At 68.2% G+C, this 15,326-nt stretch carries 18 protein-coding genes; 7 read left to right on the top strand and 11 right to left on the bottom strand.

The window, feature by feature from the left end; genetic code table 11:
• Position 1: 1 nt before the first annotated feature.
• The 6 genes from AC3A6R_RS04970 to AC3A6R_RS04995 all read right to left on the bottom strand — a co-directional run bounded on the left by AC3A6R_RS04970 (position 2) and on the right by AC3A6R_RS04995 (position 4,813).
• A complete protein-coding gene (locus AC3A6R_RS04970; RefSeq protein ID WP_487857934.1) occupies positions 2-955 on the bottom strand; it encodes a sugar kinase in 954 nt (317 codons plus the stop codon).
• Positions 952-1,710 (bottom strand): sugar phosphate isomerase/epimerase family protein, encoded by a 759-nt coding sequence (locus tag AC3A6R_RS04975; protein WP_487857935.1) that lies wholly within the window; start codon positions 1,708-1,710, stop codon positions 952-954. Before AC3A6R_RS04975 ends, AC3A6R_RS04970 begins: the two co-directional genes overlap by 4 nt.
• Positions 1,711-2,466 carry an amino acid ABC transporter ATP-binding protein gene (locus AC3A6R_RS04980; RefSeq protein WP_487857936.1) on the bottom strand — a complete coding sequence of 252 codons (756 nt, stop codon included), beginning with the start codon at positions 2,464-2,466 and terminating at the stop codon, positions 1,711-1,713.
• A gap of 37 nt (positions 2,467-2,503) precedes the next feature.
• On the bottom strand, positions 2,504-3,301 hold the full coding sequence (locus AC3A6R_RS04985; RefSeq protein WP_487857937.1) for a transporter substrate-binding domain-containing protein: 798 nt from the start codon (positions 3,299-3,301) through the stop codon (positions 2,504-2,506).
• A gap of 162 nt (positions 3,302-3,463) precedes the next feature.
• The gene (locus tag AC3A6R_RS04990; protein ID WP_487857938.1) at positions 3,464-4,117 is read right to left on the bottom strand and encodes an amino acid ABC transporter permease; all 654 of its coding nucleotides are present in this window, start codon (positions 4,115-4,117) and stop codon (positions 3,464-3,466) included.
• A 24-nt stretch (positions 4,118-4,141) separates the two neighbouring features.
• Positions 4,142-4,813 carry an amino acid ABC transporter permease gene (locus AC3A6R_RS04995; protein ID WP_487857939.1) on the bottom strand — a complete coding sequence of 224 codons (672 nt, stop codon included), beginning with the start codon at positions 4,811-4,813 and terminating at the stop codon, positions 4,142-4,144.
• Positions 4,814-5,020: 207 nt separating this feature from the next.
• Between AC3A6R_RS04995 and AC3A6R_RS05000 the strand changes: the two genes are divergently transcribed.
• Positions 5,021-5,803: a GntR family transcriptional regulator gene (locus AC3A6R_RS05000; RefSeq protein ID WP_487857940.1), complete on the top strand. Its 783-nt coding sequence runs from the start codon at positions 5,021-5,023 to the stop codon at positions 5,801-5,803.
• Positions 5,804-5,848: 45 nt separating this feature from the next.
• Here the strand turns inward: AC3A6R_RS05000 and AC3A6R_RS05005 are convergent, their stop codons facing one another.
• The 4 genes from AC3A6R_RS05005 to AC3A6R_RS05020 are packed head-to-tail and all read right to left on the bottom strand — an operon-like array spanning position 5,849 to position 8,758.
• Positions 5,849-6,586, bottom strand: coding sequence for an amino acid ABC transporter ATP-binding protein (locus AC3A6R_RS05005; protein ID WP_487857941.1), 738 nt, complete (start codon positions 6,584-6,586; stop codon positions 5,849-5,851).
• On the bottom strand, positions 6,564-7,253 hold the full coding sequence (locus tag AC3A6R_RS05010) for an amino acid ABC transporter permease (protein WP_487857942.1): 690 nt from the start codon (positions 7,251-7,253) through the stop codon (positions 6,564-6,566). Before AC3A6R_RS05010 ends, AC3A6R_RS05005 begins: the two co-directional genes overlap by 23 nt.
• The gene (locus AC3A6R_RS05015; RefSeq protein WP_487857943.1) at positions 7,253-7,921 is read right to left on the bottom strand and encodes an amino acid ABC transporter permease; all 669 of its coding nucleotides are present in this window, start codon (positions 7,919-7,921) and stop codon (positions 7,253-7,255) included. The genes AC3A6R_RS05010 and AC3A6R_RS05015 overlap by 1 nt, the downstream gene beginning before the upstream one ends.
• A 3-nt stretch (positions 7,922-7,924) precedes the next feature.
• A complete protein-coding gene (locus AC3A6R_RS05020) occupies positions 7,925-8,758 on the bottom strand; it encodes a transporter substrate-binding domain-containing protein (protein ID WP_487857944.1) in 834 nt (277 codons plus the stop codon).
• Between the two features lie 222 nt (positions 8,759-8,980).
• Here AC3A6R_RS05020 and AC3A6R_RS05025 point away from each other — a divergent pair, with 222 nt between their 5' ends.
• Genes AC3A6R_RS05025 through AC3A6R_RS05050 form a run of 6 tightly spaced genes read left to right on the top strand, consistent with a single transcriptional unit; the run spans position 8,981 to position 14,579 of the window.
• Positions 8,981-9,313, top strand: a complete 333-nt coding sequence (locus AC3A6R_RS05025; RefSeq protein ID WP_487857945.1) for a (2Fe-2S)-binding protein — start codon at positions 8,981-8,983, stop codon at positions 9,311-9,313.
• Positions 9,306-10,766 (top strand): FAD/NAD(P)-dependent oxidoreductase, encoded by a 1,461-nt coding sequence (locus AC3A6R_RS05030; protein WP_487857946.1) that lies wholly within the window; start codon positions 9,306-9,308, stop codon positions 10,764-10,766. Before AC3A6R_RS05025 ends, AC3A6R_RS05030 begins: the two co-directional genes overlap by 8 nt.
• Positions 10,763-11,905, top strand: a complete 1,143-nt coding sequence (locus AC3A6R_RS05035; protein ID WP_487857947.1) for an NAD(P)/FAD-dependent oxidoreductase — start codon at positions 10,763-10,765, stop codon at positions 11,903-11,905. Before AC3A6R_RS05030 ends, AC3A6R_RS05035 begins: the two co-directional genes overlap by 4 nt.
• Positions 11,906-11,928: 23 nt before the next feature.
• Positions 11,929-12,864 carry a dihydrodipicolinate synthase family protein gene (locus AC3A6R_RS05040; RefSeq protein WP_487857948.1) on the top strand — a complete coding sequence of 312 codons (936 nt, stop codon included), beginning with the start codon at positions 11,929-11,931 and terminating at the stop codon, positions 12,862-12,864.
• 40 nt (positions 12,865-12,904) lie between these two features.
• A complete protein-coding gene (gene hydA, locus AC3A6R_RS05045; protein WP_487857949.1) occupies positions 12,905-14,317 on the top strand; it encodes a dihydropyrimidinase in 1,413 nt (470 codons plus the stop codon).
• Between the two features lie 13 nt (positions 14,318-14,330).
• Positions 14,331-14,579, top strand: a complete 249-nt coding sequence (locus AC3A6R_RS05050; protein ID WP_487857950.1) for an FmdB family zinc ribbon protein — start codon at positions 14,331-14,333, stop codon at positions 14,577-14,579.
• Positions 14,580-14,606: 27 nt separating this feature from the next.
• Here the strand turns inward: AC3A6R_RS05050 and AC3A6R_RS05055 are convergent, their stop codons facing one another.
• Positions 14,607-15,137 carry an isochorismatase family protein gene (locus AC3A6R_RS05055; RefSeq protein ID WP_487857951.1) on the bottom strand — a complete coding sequence of 177 codons (531 nt, stop codon included), beginning with the start codon at positions 15,135-15,137 and terminating at the stop codon, positions 14,607-14,609.
• Between the last annotated feature and the right edge of the window lie 189 nt (positions 15,138-15,326).

Below are 15,326 nucleotides of genomic sequence, written 5' to 3' on the forward strand. Positions count from 1 at the left end.
TTCAAAGCCCTGCCCGATCGAGTTCGGCCCGCGTCGGCAGGCCCTCGGTGTCGCCCAGCACCTGCACCGCGCGCGCGCCGATCCAGGCGCCGCGGCGCACCGCCTCGGGCAGGCTGCGGCCTTCGAGCAGCGCGCTCACCACGCCGACCGCAAAGCCATCGCCCGCACCCACGGTGTCGACCACTTCGTCGACCGGAAAGCCCTCGACGCGGCCTGTGCCGGCCAAGTCGCTGTCGTAGTAGGCGCCGTCGGCACCGAGCTTCACCACCACGAGCTTCGCACCGCGTTCGCGGTAGAACCGTGCCACCGCCTCGGGTTCGCTGTGGCCCGTGAGCAGCAGCCCTTCCTCGATGCCGGGCAGCACCCAGTCGGCGCGCGCGGCGAGTTCGTTGATCCAGTGGCGCATGGTCTCGGTGGACGACCAGAGCGTGGGGCGCAGGTTGGTGTCGAACGAGATCGTGCGGCCGGCTGCGCGCATCACGTCCATCGACTTGAGCGCGGCCTGCAGGCTGGTCTCGGAGATCGCGGCGAACACGCCGGTCGCGTGCAGGTGCCGCGCCGAACGCAACCAGTCCTCGTCGACATCCTGCGGGCCCATGTGGCTCGCGGCGGAGCCCTTGCGGTGGTATTCGACCGGCGGATCGCTGCCGTCGGTGACGCGGCCCTTGAACTGGAAGCCGGTGCGCTGCGCCGGATCGCAGGTCACGTGCGAGCAGTCGATGCCCTCGGCCTGCATGGTCGCGAGCAGTGCGCGGCCCATCGAATCGGTGCCGAGCCGGCTGGCCCAGCCCACCTTGAGCCCGAGCCGCGAGAGGCCGATGGCCACGTTGGTCTCGGCACCCGCGGTGCGCTTGTGGAAAGACTGCGCGTTCTCGATCGGGCCGGGCCGGTCAGCTACGAGCAGCAGCATGGCTTCGCCGAACAGCGCGACATCGAAGGCGGTGGGTGGTGTCATGGATGCTCCAGGGCCCGTGCAGCACGGATGAAGGCGATCTGGGCGCGCGTGACGGCCTTGAGATCGTCGCCGACGAGCGGGTATTCGATGGCATGCGGCACGTCGGACGGCAATGCGCGCAGCACCGCGCGCCAGGGCGCGGCAGAGTCATCGAGCGGCACCGCGACCCACTTGTGGGCAAGGCGTTGCGCCCCCTTGCAATGCACGTAGCGCACGCGGTGGCCGAGCGCCTTCGCAGCCTGCAGCGGGCATTCGCCGAGCCAATGCCAATTGCCCATGTCGAAGGTCATGCCGAGCGAAAGGCCGGCGCGGTCGGCCGCATCGAAGAAGGCCTGCAGCGCGGCCAGCGTGCCGGCACGCGGCGTCTGGTCGTTCTCGATCAGCAGTTCGATGCCCGTGTCGGCGAGCAGCGTCTCGACTTCGCGCAGTGAGCCCTGCGACGACGACGCACGGAAACCGCCGATCGCCATCTTGAGCCGCTTCGCACCCAGCCGCGTGGCCGATGCAATGCCGCGCAGCAGCGCGTCGGCGTCGAGCCCACCGCTCTCGGCCCAAAGGCCCTCGGGGCTCGAGAACACCGAGGCAAGTCCGTGTAGCGCGGGCAGTTCGGCTTCGGCGTCGCGCAGCATCTCGCCGCGCACCTCGACCGAATCCGCGCCCGCCGCGCGCGCCAGTTGCGAACACCAGAGCTGGCCGTGCCGGCCCACCTCGGCCGCCCCGAAGGACGAGAGGGAAATCAGGACCTCGAACGACATTCAGCTCTGTGCCTGGTGCGAACTGAGGATCTGGCCGAGGAACTGGCGCGTCTTCTCGTGCTGCGGGTTGCCGAAGAACTGCTCGGGCGGCGCCTGCTCGACGATCTTGCCGTCGGCCATGAAGATCACGCGGTCGGCCACGCTGCGGGCGAAGCCCATCTCGTGGGTCACGCACAGCATGGTCATGCCGTCTTCGGCCAGGCCGATCATGGTGTCGAGCACCTCCTTGACCATCTCGGGATCGAGCGCCGAGGTGGGCTCGTCGAACAGCATGATCTTGGGCGTCATGCACAGCGCGCGCGCAATCGCCACGCGCTGCTGCTGGCCGCCCGACAGCTGGCTGGGGTACTTGCTTGCCTGCTCGGGGATTCGCACGCGCGTGAGGTACTTCATGGCAACCTCCTCGGCTTCGGCCTTGGACATGCCGCGCGAGCGCATCGGCGCGAGCGTGCAGTTCTCGAGGATCGTGAGGTGCGGGAACAGGTTGAACTGCTGGAACACCATGCCCACTTCGGCACGCACCGCGTCGACGTTCTTGCCGCCCGCGGTCAGCTCGATGCCGTCGACCACGATGCGGCCCTTCTGCACTGTCTCGAGGCGGTTGATGCAGCGGATCAGCGTCGACTTGCCCGAACCCGAAGGCCCGCAGATCACGATGCGCTCGCCCTGGCGCACGTCGAGGTCGATGCCGGTCAGCACCTGGAAGTCGCCGTACCACTTGTTGACGGCTTCCATGCGGATGATGGGTTCGGTCATGGACTTTTCACTCCGTTTGTCGTGTCCGCTCCGGCGTTTACTGCATCTTCGGCAGGTCGGCCTGCAGCCACTTCTGGTAGAGCTTGTTGAGCTCGCCGTTGGCGGTGTTCTTCTGCACGAATTCGTTGACCGCCTTGGTCAGCTCTTCCTGGCCCGGACGCATCGCGATGGCCATCGCCTGCTGCACCAGCGTGAACTTGTTCTCGTAGGTGCCGGCGGGCACGCGCTTGGCGATCTGGGCGGCCACGGTCACCGAGCAGCCGATGGCATCGACCTGGCCGGAGATCAGCGCCTGCATGGCCGAGGCGTCGTCGTCGAAGCGACGGATCTCGGTGCCTTCGGGCGCGGCCTTCGTGACGGCCACGTCCTGCGTGGACGCGCGGGCCACGCCCACGCGCAGGCCCTTCAGGTCGGCGGCGGACTTGATGGCCTTCTTGCTCTCGCCATACAGCACGATCGTCGCGGCCGCATAGGGCTGCGAGAACTGCACCTGCTTGGCGCGCTCGGGCGTGACGGCGAGCGAGGCCACCAGCAGGTCGACCTTGTTGGTCAACAGGAACGGAATGCGGTTCGGGCCGGTCACCGGCACGATGTTGGCCTTCACGCCCCAGTCCTTGGCGAGCAGCTTCGCCACGTCGGCGTCGTAGCCGTCGGGCTGGTTCTGCAGGTTGGTGGTGCCGTAGGGCGGAAAGTCGACCAGCATGCCGATGGTGATCTCGCCCTTTTTCTTGATGTCGGCCACGGTCTGTGCCGAGGCGAAGGGAGCGAACACGGTGAGCGCGGCGCCGAGGCCGAGGGCTGCGAGCGCGATGCGGCGCGTGGGGGTACGGGTCATGGAATGTGTCTCCTGAAAAAAGTAGGAATGCAACGAGAAACTCAGCTTGATTGACGATTTATTCGTGGAACACCGCGGAACCGGCTTCGCCGGGCCGCTGGTGTTGCCCCCGGCGAGGGGGTTGGCGAAGCGACACGAAGTGCGCGAAGACTGGGGGAGTACTCATCTCGCCAGCGCACGCGCGCGCTTGCGCTCCATGCGTCCCGCCAGCAGCGACAGCGGCCAGCAGATCGCGAAGTAGATGCAGGCCACCACCGAGAACACGATCAGCGGCTGGAAGGTCGCGTTGTTGACGATCTGCCCGGCCCGCGTGACCTCGACGAAACCGATGATGGCCGCGAGCGAGGTGCCCTTGATGATCTGCACCAGGTAGCCCACCGTGGGCGCGAGCGCGATCTTGAAGGCCTGCGGCAGCACCACGTCGCGCATGCGGTCGCGGTACCGGAGGCTCAGCGCCTCGGCTGCCTCCCACTGGCCGCGCGGAACGGCTTCGATGCAGCCGCGCCAGATCTCGCCGAGGAATGCCGCGCTGTTGAGGATGAGCGCCAGCCCGGCGGCGACCCAGGGGTTGATGTCCAGGCCGAGCACCGGCGCGCCGAAGAACACCAGGAACAGCTGCAGCAGCAGCGGCGTGCCCTGGAAGATCTGGATGAAGGTGGTCGAGATGCCACGCGCCCAGCGCGAGCCGGAGGTGCGCGCCAGCGCGATCGCCAGCCCCAGGATCGCGCCGCCCACGAACGCGATGGCCGAGAGCGCCAGCGTCCACTTGGCCGCTTCGAGGATGAACAGAAATTCGGGAAAGCCGAAGGTACGCATGTTGACTTCTTCCTGTCGTGCTATCTATCGGCGGTCGGGATAGTTGAGCGTGCGCTTGTAGATCAGCTTGAAAAGCGCGGAGAACGCCATTGCCAGCGCGAGGTAGATGCCCGCCACCACGATGTAGATCTCGAAGCTGCGGAAGGTCTGCGACTGCAGGTTGGCGGCCACCGAGGTCAGGTCGTCGGCCGAGATCACCGACACCACGGCCGAACTCAGCATCAGCAGGATGAACTGGCTCGTCAGCGCCGGATAGATCGCCTTCAGCGCGGGCTTGATGATCACGAAGCGGAAGATCTCCCACGGCTTGAGGTTCAGCGCCCTGCCGGCCTCGATCTGCCCCTTGGGGATCGACTCGATGCCCGCGCGGATGATCTCGGTCGCATAGGCGCCGAGGTTCACCACCATCGCAACCAGCGCGGCCGTCTGCGGCGACCAGCGCAGGCCGATGGCAGGCAGCGCAAAGAAGAAGAAGAACAGCTGCACGAGGAACGGCGTGTTGCGGATCACCTCGATGTAGGCATTGATGATGAAGCGCAGCCAGCCCGGCCCCGAGGTCTTGCCCCAGGCGCAAAAGATGGCGACCACCAAGCCCAGCAGCGTGGCCGAGAGCGAGAGCTGGACCGTGATCCAGGTGCCCTTGAGCAACAACGGCCAGGCGGCGAAGACGGCGTCGAATTGGAACTGGTAATTCATGTCGGCGGCGGTGCACGGGGGACCGTGCGGGGCCTCGAAAGCAATGCTTGCAGCTTATATGAAACCGGTTTCAGTTCACGTTAGGGATTTCCCGTACATCACGTTCGGTGCGCAGTCCCCGTGGGCTTTCATCAGGTCGCGCCCCGCAGCCGCGCGGCTGTCGTATGCTCTGCTCCGGCGATTGCACACAGTTTGTAGACAAAACATATGAAATCCACGGTCGCAACCAAGTCCACGGCAAAAGCGACGGCGAAGAAGCCCGGCGCACCCAAGAAGATGGTGTTGCGTGGACGTGCTGCCGCACCGCGCCCCGCGCCGACCGATGAAGCAGCCCACCTCGGGGCGGACACGAATTCTCCCAAGAACCTCACCGACCGCGCCTATGAAGTGGTTCGCCGCCTGATTCTGCAGCGCGAACTCACGGGCGGGGAAGTGCTGGTCGAAGGCCGGCTGGCGGAGCGCCTGCGGATGTCGCGCACGCCGTTGCGCGAAGCGCTGCTGCGGCTCGAGGGCGAGGGCCTGCTGGTGCGCGCCAACGCACGTTCGTATGCGGTGCGCCGCATCACCGCGTCGCACTACTTCCAGTGCCTGCAGGTGCGCGAGCGCCTCGAGTCGCAGGCCGTGTCGCTGGCCCTGGGCCGCGTGCCGGTGAAGGACATCGAGGCACTGCGTGCGGCGATCGTGTCGCTCGAGCCGGGCCACCAGGGCTCCGGCCACTGGCAGGCCGACGACCAGATCCACGGGCTCTTCGCGCGGGCATCGGGCAACGAGATGCTCGCGGAGACCATTGCCCACCTGCGCGTGCTGTGCCGCCTGTTCGAGGTCGTCGACCCGTTCAACCGCATCGAGGAAGACCGCGTGGAGCATCTCGCGATCCTCGACGCCTACGTGGCGGGCGACGCGCGCGCCGCCGAAGATGCGGTGGTGGCGCACCTGCGCAACCTCGCGCGCTACACGCTGTCGCGGCTCAGCAATGGGCTCGTGATCTGAGAAAGCCCTGAGCGAAGCGGCCGCGCAGCCGCTTCGCCCCGCAACTCAGTGCCGCAGGATCTTCCCCACGAACTCGCGCGTGCGCGCCTCGCGCGGGTCGTCGAAGATCTGCTGCGGCGTTCCGGCCTCGACAACGCGGCCGCCGTCCATGAACACCACCTTGCTCGACACCTCGCGCACAAAGCCCATCTCGTGCGAGACGATGAACATGGTCATGCCTTCGGCCGCGAGCATGCGCACCGTGTCGAGCACCTCGTTGACCAGCTCGGGGTCGAGCGCGGCGGTCACCTCGTCGAGCAACACGATGTCGGGCTGCAGCGCGAGCGCGCGTGCGATTGCCACGCGCTGCTGCTGGCCGCCCGAGAGCTGGTCGGGGTACGACTTGAGCTTCTCGCCGAGGCCGACCTTCTCGAGCAGGCCGATGGCGTAGTCCTCGACCTGCTTGCGCGGCCGGCCCTTCACCTTCACCGGGGCCACGGTCACGTTGTCGAGCACGGTCATGTTCTGGAACAGGTTGTACTGCTGGAACACGATGGCCATGCGCGAGCGGATGCGCTTGAGCTGGGCCCGGTCGCGATGGTCGAGCACCTCGCCGTCGATGCGCACCCTGCCGCCGATCGGCGGCAGCAGGCCCACCAGCACCCGCAGCAAGGTGCTCTTGCCCGACCCCGAGGGGCCGATGAGGCTGACGATCTCGCCTTTCTCGACACTGAGGTTCACGCTTTCGAGCACCGTGTGGGCGCCGTAGTTGGCCTTCAGGTCAACGATTTCGAGCAGGGGCAAGTTTTCTCTCCAAATAGAGGCCGAACCGCGAGAGCGGATAGGACAGCATGAAATAAAGGACGAGGACCGTGCCGTAGACGAGCGCGGCCGAGAAGCCCTTGTTGTTCATCGTCTTGCCGGCAAAGGCCAGCTCCACCACGCCGATCTGCGATGCGAGCGCGGTGTCCTTGATGAACAGCACGAAGAAGCCGAACACCGGCGGCAGGATGATCTTCCAGGCCTGCGGCACGATCACCAGGCGCAGCGTCTGCAGGTAGCCGAAATTCATCGTGACGGCCGCATCCCACTGGTTCTGGTGCACCGACTCGAGGCCGCTGCGCACGATCTCCGCGATGTAGGCGGTGGCGATCAGGCACACGCTGATGAGCGCCACCGAGAACATCGACAGGTCGGCGTTCAGCGCCTGGAAGATGAAGAACACCAGCATCAGCGTGACCAGGAACGGGATGCGCCGGAACAGCTCGATGAAGAGCTGCGCCGCGAGCCGCAGCGGCCAGAGCGCGCGCAGCGTGCTCAACCGCACCGCCGCGAGGCCGAAGCCCAGCGTGAAGCCGGCCACGCAGCCGATGGCCGAGAGCGCGAAGGTCGCGCCCAGCGCCTTCGCGAAGAACAGCAGGTTGTAGTAGCTGAAGAAGCGCGGCAGCTCCTCGACGATCTGGCCCCACATCAGAACCACCTCATCTTGGCGCGGAACACGCGGCGTCCGACGAAGGCGAGCGACAGCGTGGCGATCAGCGTGATCACGATGTAGAGGCCCGCGGCCACGGTGAACACCTCGATCGAGCGGAAGGTCTCGGCGTTGATGTTGTAGGCGCGCCCGGTGAGCTCCTCGACACCGAAGACCGCGGCCATCGAGGTGCCGAGCGTCATCAGGATGTACTGGTTCGACAGCGGCGGAAAAAGCACGCGCACGATGTGCGGCAGGATCACGTAGCGAATGGTCTGCATGCGCGAGAAGCCCAGCGTTTCGGCGGCCTCGAGTTCGGGCAGGCGCACCGATTCGAAGCCCGCACGCTGTATTTCGGTGAGGTATGCACCCGCATTGAGCGTCATGCCGATCAGCACCGCCTGGTACGGCGACAGCAGGATGCCCGCATCGGGCAGCGCAAAGAAGATGAAGAAGATCTGGATCAGCTGCGGCGTGTTGGTGAAGAACACCACGTAGGCGCCGACGATGCGCCGGGCCCAGCCGGGGCCGTAGGCGCGCACCGATGCGCCGCCCAGGCCGATCAGCATGCCGAACGCAAACGCGAGAAACGCGATCTGCAGGCTCAGCCAGGCGCCGCCCGCCAGATAGGGCAGGCGCTCCAGGATCGGCGTGAAGTCGAACTGCATGCCTTACTTGTAGGTCGGCGCGGTGCGCGGGTCGTGCAGCATCGGGCCGCCGAACCACTTCTTCCAGCGCTCGTCCACGTAGCCGTTGCGGTGCAGCTCCTTGATGGCCCCGTTGAGCTTCTCGCGCAGTGCGTCGTTGCCCTTGCGAACGCCGATGGCGCAGAAGTAGACCTCGATCGGCGCGTCCACGATGCGCCAGTCGATCTTGTGCCGGGACGTGTGCTCGGTCATGAAGTCCATCACGTCGATCATCGCGTCGGCGCGCCCCTGCGCAATGGCGCGCACCGCGTCGGGGTAGTTGTCGAGCAGCAGCAGTTGCGCCTTGGGCAGCTTCTCCTGCACCAGCTTCACCGGCGTGGCGCCGCGCACCTCGACCAGCTTGACCGAGGGATCGTTGAGCTCCATCCAGTCCTTGTAGGGCTTGGACTTGGTCGTCAGAACGCCCAGCACCTCGGTGTGCAGCGGCACGGTGAAGTCGATCACCTTCTGGCGCTCCGCGGTGATGGTCATCGCGCCGAGCACGGCGTCGATCTTGCCGCTGCTCACGAAGGGAATGCGGTCGGGCGAGCCGACCTGGACGATCTCGGTCTTCACGCCGAGCAGTTCGCCGAGCTTGCGCGCCACGTCCACGTCGAAGCCGTCGATCTCGTTCTTGTCGTTGAAGATGCCCAGCGGCGGCAGCGTCGGGTTGACGCCGATGACGAGCTTCTTGCTTGCCAGGATCTCGTCGAGCGTGCGCGCGGCGGCGGACGCCGAAAGGCCCAGCAGCGTCGAGCCGAGGGCGAGCGAGCCGGCCATGAGAAGGCCGCGGCGCACGGCGTTCGTTGTTTGCTTCATCAAAAAAACTCCTGAAGGTTGCATGGAACCCGGTCGCGGATGCGGGCCGGGCACGAGGAAAGCGAACGCAAGACCGATGCCAGAACGCAGAATGTCTTCAAACTATATGACAACAATATATGCAATGTATACAATAAAAACCCTGAGGTCCAGCACGCACGCGGGCACCAGGCGCCGCAGTCCGGCAGATCAGCGTTTTTTTCTTCCCGATCCTTTACTTCCATGAGCGATCCTTCTGTTTCTTCGAAAGCAAAGCCGCTGCGCAGCGACCGCGCGGTGCGGCGCGGGCGCGCGGTGCGCTTTTCAGCCGACGGCGGAACGATCGAGGCCTTCGAGGGCGAGAGCGTGGCCGCGGCGCTGTTCGCGGCCGGCTGCCGCGAACTCCGGCGCAGCCCGCGTGCGGGCGCGCCGCGTGGCATGTTTTGCCTCATGGGCTCGTGCCAGGAATGCCTGGTCTGGGTCGGGGCGCGCAAGCTGCCGTCCTGCCAGGTGCCGGTGGCCGAGGGCCTGGTGGTGGAATCGCTCGCGTTCCGGGAGCGTGGCCTTGGTGAATGACAACGCCCCGTCGACAGTGGACCTGCTGATCCTCGGCGCCGGCCCGGCCGGCGCGCGGGCGGCGCTGCGCGCCCAGGCCTGCGGCCTTCGCGTGCTGCTGGTCGACGAGAACCCCGATGCCGGCGGCCAGGTCTGGCGGCCGCTGCCCGCCGGGTTCTCGCGCATGCCGAACGCCGCGCCCACGCCCGAAGCCCGCGACGGCGACGCGCTGCGCGCAGAACTGCGCCGCGCGAATGTGCCGTGCCTGTTCGGCCACAAGGCTTGGAACATCGGCACCAACCTTCGCACCGACCTGGTCGGCCCCGTGGGCGTGCAGAGCATCCAGCCGCGCGCGCTGCTCGTGGCCACCGGCACCACCGAGCGCGTGGTGCCTTTCCCCGGCTGGACGCTGCCCGGCGTGATCGGCCTGGCCGCGGCCACGATCCTCTTGAAGTCGCAGAACATGCTGCCCGGCCGGCGCACGCTGGTGGCCGGCAGCGGCCCGCTGCTGCTCGCGGTGGCCGCGGGCATCCTCAAGGCGGGCGGCGAAGTGGCCGCGGTGGTCGACCTTGCGGGGCGCGGCGAATGGCTGCGCACCCTGCCCTCGCTGCGCGGCCGGCCCGACCTGCTCTGGCAAGGCATGAAATGGCAGCTGCAGCTGCGCGCCGCGGGCGTGCCCCTGCTCTACCGCCACGGCATCGAAGCCGTCGAGGTCGCCGACGCGGCGCAAGGCACGTTCACGGTGCGCACCACCGCCGTCGACGCCAGCGGGCGCCGCGCCGCGGATGCCGCAGCCGGGCCCGTCTTCGAGGCCGACGCGGTGGCCGTCGGCCACGGCCTCGTGCCCGGCACCGACATCACTCGGCTGCTGCGTGCGCGCCACCGCCATGTGGCGGAGCGCGGCGGCTGGATCGCCGAGACCGATGCGGCCGGCCGCACCTCGGTGCCGGGCCTGTACGTGGCCGGCGACGGCGCGGGCATCTCGGGCGCTGCGGCCGCGGGCTTCCACGGCGAGCTCGCCGCTCTGGCCTGTGCGCAGGACCTCGGCCTGATCGACGCGCAAGCCTGCGCGGCGGCCAGCGGCACCTTGCAGGCGCAATGGCGCGGACCCGCGCGCTTCGGCCAGGCGATGGCAAGGCTGATGGCGCTGCGCGAGGGCGCGGTCGCCGACATCGCGCCGGACACCGTGGTCTGCCGCTGCGAAGACGTGACGCGCGCCGAGATCGATGCCGCGGCGCGCGACGGCGCACGCGACATGAACCAGCTCAAGGCCTGGACCCGCTGTGGCATGGGCCCATGCCAGGGCCGCACCTGCGGCGACGTGGCGGGCCAGCTGCTGTCGGCCCACGTCGGCAGCCGCGAGGCCGCAGGCTGCTTCACCGCGCGCGCGCCGCTGCGGCCGGTGTCGCTGGCCGAGGTGGCGGGCGACTACAGCTACGCCGACATCCCGATACCGAAGGCGGCACCACTATGACCCCGGCCGGCTCCAACCTGCGCTACGACGCCGTGGTGATCGGCGGCGGCGTCATGGGCTGCGCCACCGCGCTGCACCTCGCCGCGGGCGGCATGCGCTGCGCCATCGTCGACCGCGGCCCTTTGTGCCGCGAAGCCTCCGGCGTGAATGCCGGCACGCTCACGCTGCACATGACGCGGGCCGCGCTGGTCCCCTATGCCATGCGCGCCTGGCAGATGTGGATGGACGCCGAACGATGGCTCGGCATGGGCGTGCTCGCCACCGCGGTGCCAGGCCTCACGCTGGCCTTCACCGAGGCCGAATGCGAACTCGTCGAGCTGCGCGCCCGGGCGCGCCGCGAATACGGCGCGCCGATCGAGGTCATCGGGCCCGAGCGCGCGCGCCAGATCGAGCCGGGCCTGCACCCGGGCCTGCTGAAAGCGGGCTACTGCGAGATCGACGGCTTCGCGAGCGCCTATCTCACCGGCCGCGCCTTTCGCCATGCGCTGCTGAAGGCCGGCGTGGACGTGATCGAGAACGCTGCGGTCGACGGCATCGACTCGGGCGATGGCGGCCACGCGGTGCACTTCGCCGATGGCGGCCGCGCCCCGTTGCATGCCCGCCGCGTGGTGCTTGCCGGCGGCGTCTGGATCGAGCAGATGCTCGGCTGGCTCGGCGTGCAGATTCCCATCAAGGTGCTGGTCAACCAGCTCATCGTCACCGAGCGCGTCCGGCCGGTGATGGGCACCGTGCTCAGCGTGGCCAACGGCCTGCTCTCGCTCAAGCAGTTCGCCAACGGCACGGTGCTGATCGGTGGCGGCTGGCAGGGCGTCGGCGACCGCGAGCGCGGCGGCGTCGAGGCCCGGCCCGAGAACCTCGTGGGCAACATGCGGCTGGCCGCCTATGCCGTGCCCGCACTGGCCGAGGCCCGCATCGCGCGCATCTGGCTCGGCCTGGAAGCCGAGACGGCCGACGCGATGCCCATCATCGGCGAGGTGCCGGGCGTGCCCGAGGCCTACGTGGTGGGCAGCGCCCACTCGGGCTACACCAGCGGCCCGTTCATGGGCCGGATCCTTGCGCAGCACATGCTCGGGCAGCAGCCCGAGCTTCCGCTTTTCGATCCCGCGCGCCTGCTGGGCATGCCCATGCCAGGCGCCTGAACTCCTTTTCCACTTCCATTTCGATGATTACCCAACAACCCGACGCCTTCCACGGCATCTACGCCGCCACCGTGTGCCCCCTGCTCGACGATGGCCGCATCGACGAGCCCACGCTCGCGCGCCACCTGGAGGCGAACGCCACCGTCGCCGGCATGAAGGGCCTGCTCATCAACGGGCACGCCGGCGAGAACTTCATGCTGTCGCGCGAAGAGAAGCGGCGCGTCACCGAGATCGCCTTCGAGGTCTGCGGCCGGAAGTCGGTGCTGGTCTGCGGCATCAACGCCGAAGACAGCCTGGAGGCCCAACGCCACGTCGACGACGCGAAGGCGGCGGGCGCCGACGCGGTGCTCGTCTTTCCGCCGTTCTCGTGGGCGCTCTCGCAAGACGCCGACATGGCGCTCGCGCACCACACGATCGCCAATGCCCGGGCGCAGATGCCGCTCATGCTCTACCAGGCCGGGGTCAATGCGGGCACCATGGCCTACACGCCCGAGGTGCTGGCCGGGCTTGCGCAGTTGCCGCACGTGGTCGGCGTCAAGGAAGGCAGCTGGGAAGCCGCCGCCTACGAAGGCAACCGTCGCCTCGTGCGGCGCCTGGCCCCCCACGTGGCGATGATGGCCTCGGGCGACGAGCACCTGCTGACCTGCTTTGCCGTCGGCTCCGAAGGCAGCCTCGTGAGCCTGGCCGCCGTGGTGCCCGAGCTCGTGATCGCGCTCGACGCCGCCGTGCGCGCGGGCGACCTGGCCAAGGCGCGCGAACTGAACGAGCGCGTCTATCCGCTCGCCAAGGCCATCTACGGCACAGCCCCCGGCGGCCATGCGAACGCACGGCTCAAGACCTGCCTGAAGCTGCTCGGCCGCATTCCGCGCGACACGATGCGCCCCCCGATCGGGCCGCTCGCCGCCAGCGAGGTCGCCATGCTCGAACGCGCGCTCGCCGAAGCCGGCGTGAGCGCCTGAAGCCGCCACCCCATTCCAGCGCAACAAGGAAGCAACCGCCATGAACCGAACGCTCATCCGCAACGGCCGCATCGTCACGGCCGTGGACGACTACACCGCCGACCTGCTGGTGGCCGATGGCCGCATCGCCGCCATCGGCCTGGCACTCGACGTCGGCCCCGACGTGGAAGTCATCGACGCCACCGGCCTGCTCGTGCTGCCGGGCGGCGTCGACTGCCACACCCACATGGACAACACCTTCGGCGACTCGACCACCTGCGACAGCTTCGAATCGGGCACGCGCTCGGCGGCCTTCGGCGGCACGACCACGATCGTCGACTTCGCGTTCCAGCGCCAGGGCGTGGGCGTGCTGGAGGCGATCGAACGCGCGCGCGCCAAGGGCGAGGCCGGCGCCTGCATCGACTACGGCTTCCACGTGATCGTGACCGGCGTGGACGACCAGGCGCTGGCCGACATGCAGCAGGCCATCCGCCACGAAGGCGTGTCGAGCTTCAAGATGTTCATGGCCTATCCGGGCTCGGTCATGGTGGACGACGCGGCCATCTTCCGGGCCATGCGCATGGTCGGCCAGCACGGCGGCATGATCGCGCTGCACGCCGAGAACGGCACCATCATCGAACTGCTGATCCAGGAAGCGCTGGCCCAGGGCCACACCGCCCCCAAGTACCACGCTCTCACGCGCCCGGCCATCATGGAGGGCGAAGCCACGCACCGCGGCATCAAGCTGGCGGAACTGGCGGACGCGCCGGTGTACTTCGTGCACCTGTCGGCCAAGGAGGCGCTCAAGCACGTGATCGAGGCGCGCGACATGGGGGTGCCGGTGTTCGCCGAGACGTGCCCGCACTACCTGTTCTTCGACGACAGCGCCTACGACAGCGAGGACTTCGACCTCGCGCGCTACGTGATGAGCCCGCCGCTGCGCTCGAAGGAATCGCAGAACGCACTGTGGACGGCGCTGCGCACCGACGACCTGCAGCTGGTGTCGACCGACCATTGCCCGTTCTGCATGAAGGAAGGCCACCTGGGCCGGGTCAACCAGAAGCCCTATGGCCGCAATGACTTCTCGAAGATTCCCAACGGCGTGCCGGGCGTGGAGACGCGCATGGCAACGCTGTACGACGGCGGTGTGCGGGCCGGCCGCATCTCGCTCAACCGCTTCGTCGAGCTGACCTCGACGGCGCCTTCCAAGCTGTTCGGCCTGTTTCCGCGCAAAGGCACGATCGCGGTCGGCAGCGACGCCGACCTGGTGCTGTTCGACCCTGACGGCAGCCACGTGATCTCGGCCGAGACGCAGCACGGCAACTGCGACTTCACGCTGTTCGAGGGCCGCAAGGTGGCCGGCAAGGTGCAGAAGGTGCTGCTGCGCGGCGAGCTCATCGTCGACGGCGACCGGTGGCTGGGCCGCGCTGGCCGCGGCGCCTACGTGCCGCGCGGCGAGTCGGGCGGCTGGTAGCGGCAAGCAGCCCGTGCCGATCTACGACTATCGCTGCGAAGGCTGCGGCGGCTTCACGGCGCGGCAGCCGCTCGCGCTGTTCGACCGGCCGGTGCCCTGCCCCACCTGCGGTGCGCCGTCGGCGCGGGCGCTCAGCGTCCCCGCGGCATGGGCGATGCCACGCCGAGGCAACGCGAGCGCGGCGGCATCGCCCGGCACGCAGGAGGCCGAGGGCTATCGGCGGCTGCGGCATGGCGGCGGATGCGCCTGCTGCCCTCCCTGAGGACCGGTCGAGGCGGCCGAGGCGCGCTCAGAACCCGATGTCTGCGCTGTCCACCGCGCGAATCGGCACCCCGAAGCTTTGGATGTCCGACAAGGTGGCATTGTGGTGCGCACGGATGAAGGCGCCCGTGGCATGCGCCTTGTCGTGCGCGGTGTGCGCATCGGCCGCAAGCACCACTTCGTAGCCCAGCGCAGCGGCGCGCCGCGTGGTGGTGTCGACACAGAACTCCGACGAATAGCCGCAGATCGCGAGGCGGCGCACGCCCTGCTCCATGAGCCACGCTTCGAGCGGTGTGCGCAGGAACGCGTCGGGCGTGGTCTTGCGGATCTTCGTGTCGGCGGCGTCCACTTCGAGCCCGCCCGCGAGCTGCCAACGCTCGGAATCGAATTCAAGGTCAACCGCGTTCTCGTGCTGCACGAAAGCCACCGGCACACGCGCGGCACGCGCGCGTGCGGTGAGCGCATTGATGCGTTCGACCACGGCTTCGGCCTCGTGGGGGCGAGGCGGATCGTCGCAAAGGCCACGCTGCATGTCGATGACGAGAACGGCAGTTTTCATGGTTCGATGGGGGTGGTTGGTGGTGGTGAATCGAAGAGGAAGTCGCGCCGGTGCAAGCAAGTATGGCGCGCATCTGCAGCGCCGGCGCGGGCCTCCGCCCGTCCGAAATCCCCTCGCGCCTCGAATGTTTCTGCGCCTGAAACCATCGGCGCGCCACAAGCCGTTAGCCTCGCGCCCCAGCACTGATAC

This window comes from Variovorax sp. Soil_C_19 (genome assembly GCF_057657255.1).

Bases quoted from the DNA above. Each gene is read 5' to 3' on its own strand.
- AC3A6R_RS04990 (WP_487857938.1), bottom strand. From the start codon at position 4,117: ATGCGTACCTTCGGCTTTCCCGAATTTCTGTTCATCCTCGAAGCGGCC.
- AC3A6R_RS04980 (WP_487857936.1), bottom strand. From the start codon at position 2,466: ATGACCGAACCCATCATCCGCATGGAAGCCGTCAACAAGTGGTACGGC.
- AC3A6R_RS05055 (WP_487857951.1), bottom strand. From the start codon at position 15,137: ATGAAAACTGCCGTTCTCGTCATCGACATGCAGCGTGGCCTTTGCGAC.
- AC3A6R_RS05020 (WP_487857944.1), bottom strand. From the start codon at position 8,758: ATGAAGCAAACAACGAACGCCGTGCGCCGCGGCCTTCTCATGGCCGGC.
- AC3A6R_RS05035 (WP_487857947.1), top strand. From the start codon at position 10,763: ATGACCCCGGCCGGCTCCAACCTGCGCTACGACGCCGTGGTGATCGGC.
- AC3A6R_RS04995 (WP_487857939.1), bottom strand. From the start codon at position 4,813: ATGAATTACCAGTTCCAATTCGACGCCGTCTTCGCCGCCTGGCCGTTG.
- AC3A6R_RS04970 (WP_487857934.1), bottom strand. From the start codon at position 955: ATGACACCACCCACCGCCTTCGATGTCGCGCTGTTCGGCGAAGCCATG.
- AC3A6R_RS04975 (WP_487857935.1), bottom strand. From the start codon at position 1,710: ATGTCGTTCGAGGTCCTGATTTCCCTCTCGTCCTTCGGGGCGGCCGAG.
- AC3A6R_RS05015 (WP_487857943.1), bottom strand. From the start codon at position 7,921: ATGCAGTTCGACTTCACGCCGATCCTGGAGCGCCTGCCCTATCTGGCG.
- AC3A6R_RS05025 (WP_487857945.1), top strand. From the start codon at position 8,981: ATGAGCGATCCTTCTGTTTCTTCGAAAGCAAAGCCGCTGCGCAGCGAC.
- AC3A6R_RS04985 (WP_487857937.1), bottom strand. From the start codon at position 3,301: ATGACCCGTACCCCCACGCGCCGCATCGCGCTCGCAGCCCTCGGCCTC.
- AC3A6R_RS05010 (WP_487857942.1), bottom strand. From the start codon at position 7,253: ATGTGGGGCCAGATCGTCGAGGAGCTGCCGCGCTTCTTCAGCTACTAC.
- AC3A6R_RS05000 (WP_487857940.1), top strand. From the start codon at position 5,021: ATGAAATCCACGGTCGCAACCAAGTCCACGGCAAAAGCGACGGCGAAG.
- hydA (WP_487857949.1), top strand. From the start codon at position 12,905: ATGAACCGAACGCTCATCCGCAACGGCCGCATCGTCACGGCCGTGGAC.
- AC3A6R_RS05040 (WP_487857948.1), top strand. From the start codon at position 11,929: ATGATTACCCAACAACCCGACGCCTTCCACGGCATCTACGCCGCCACC.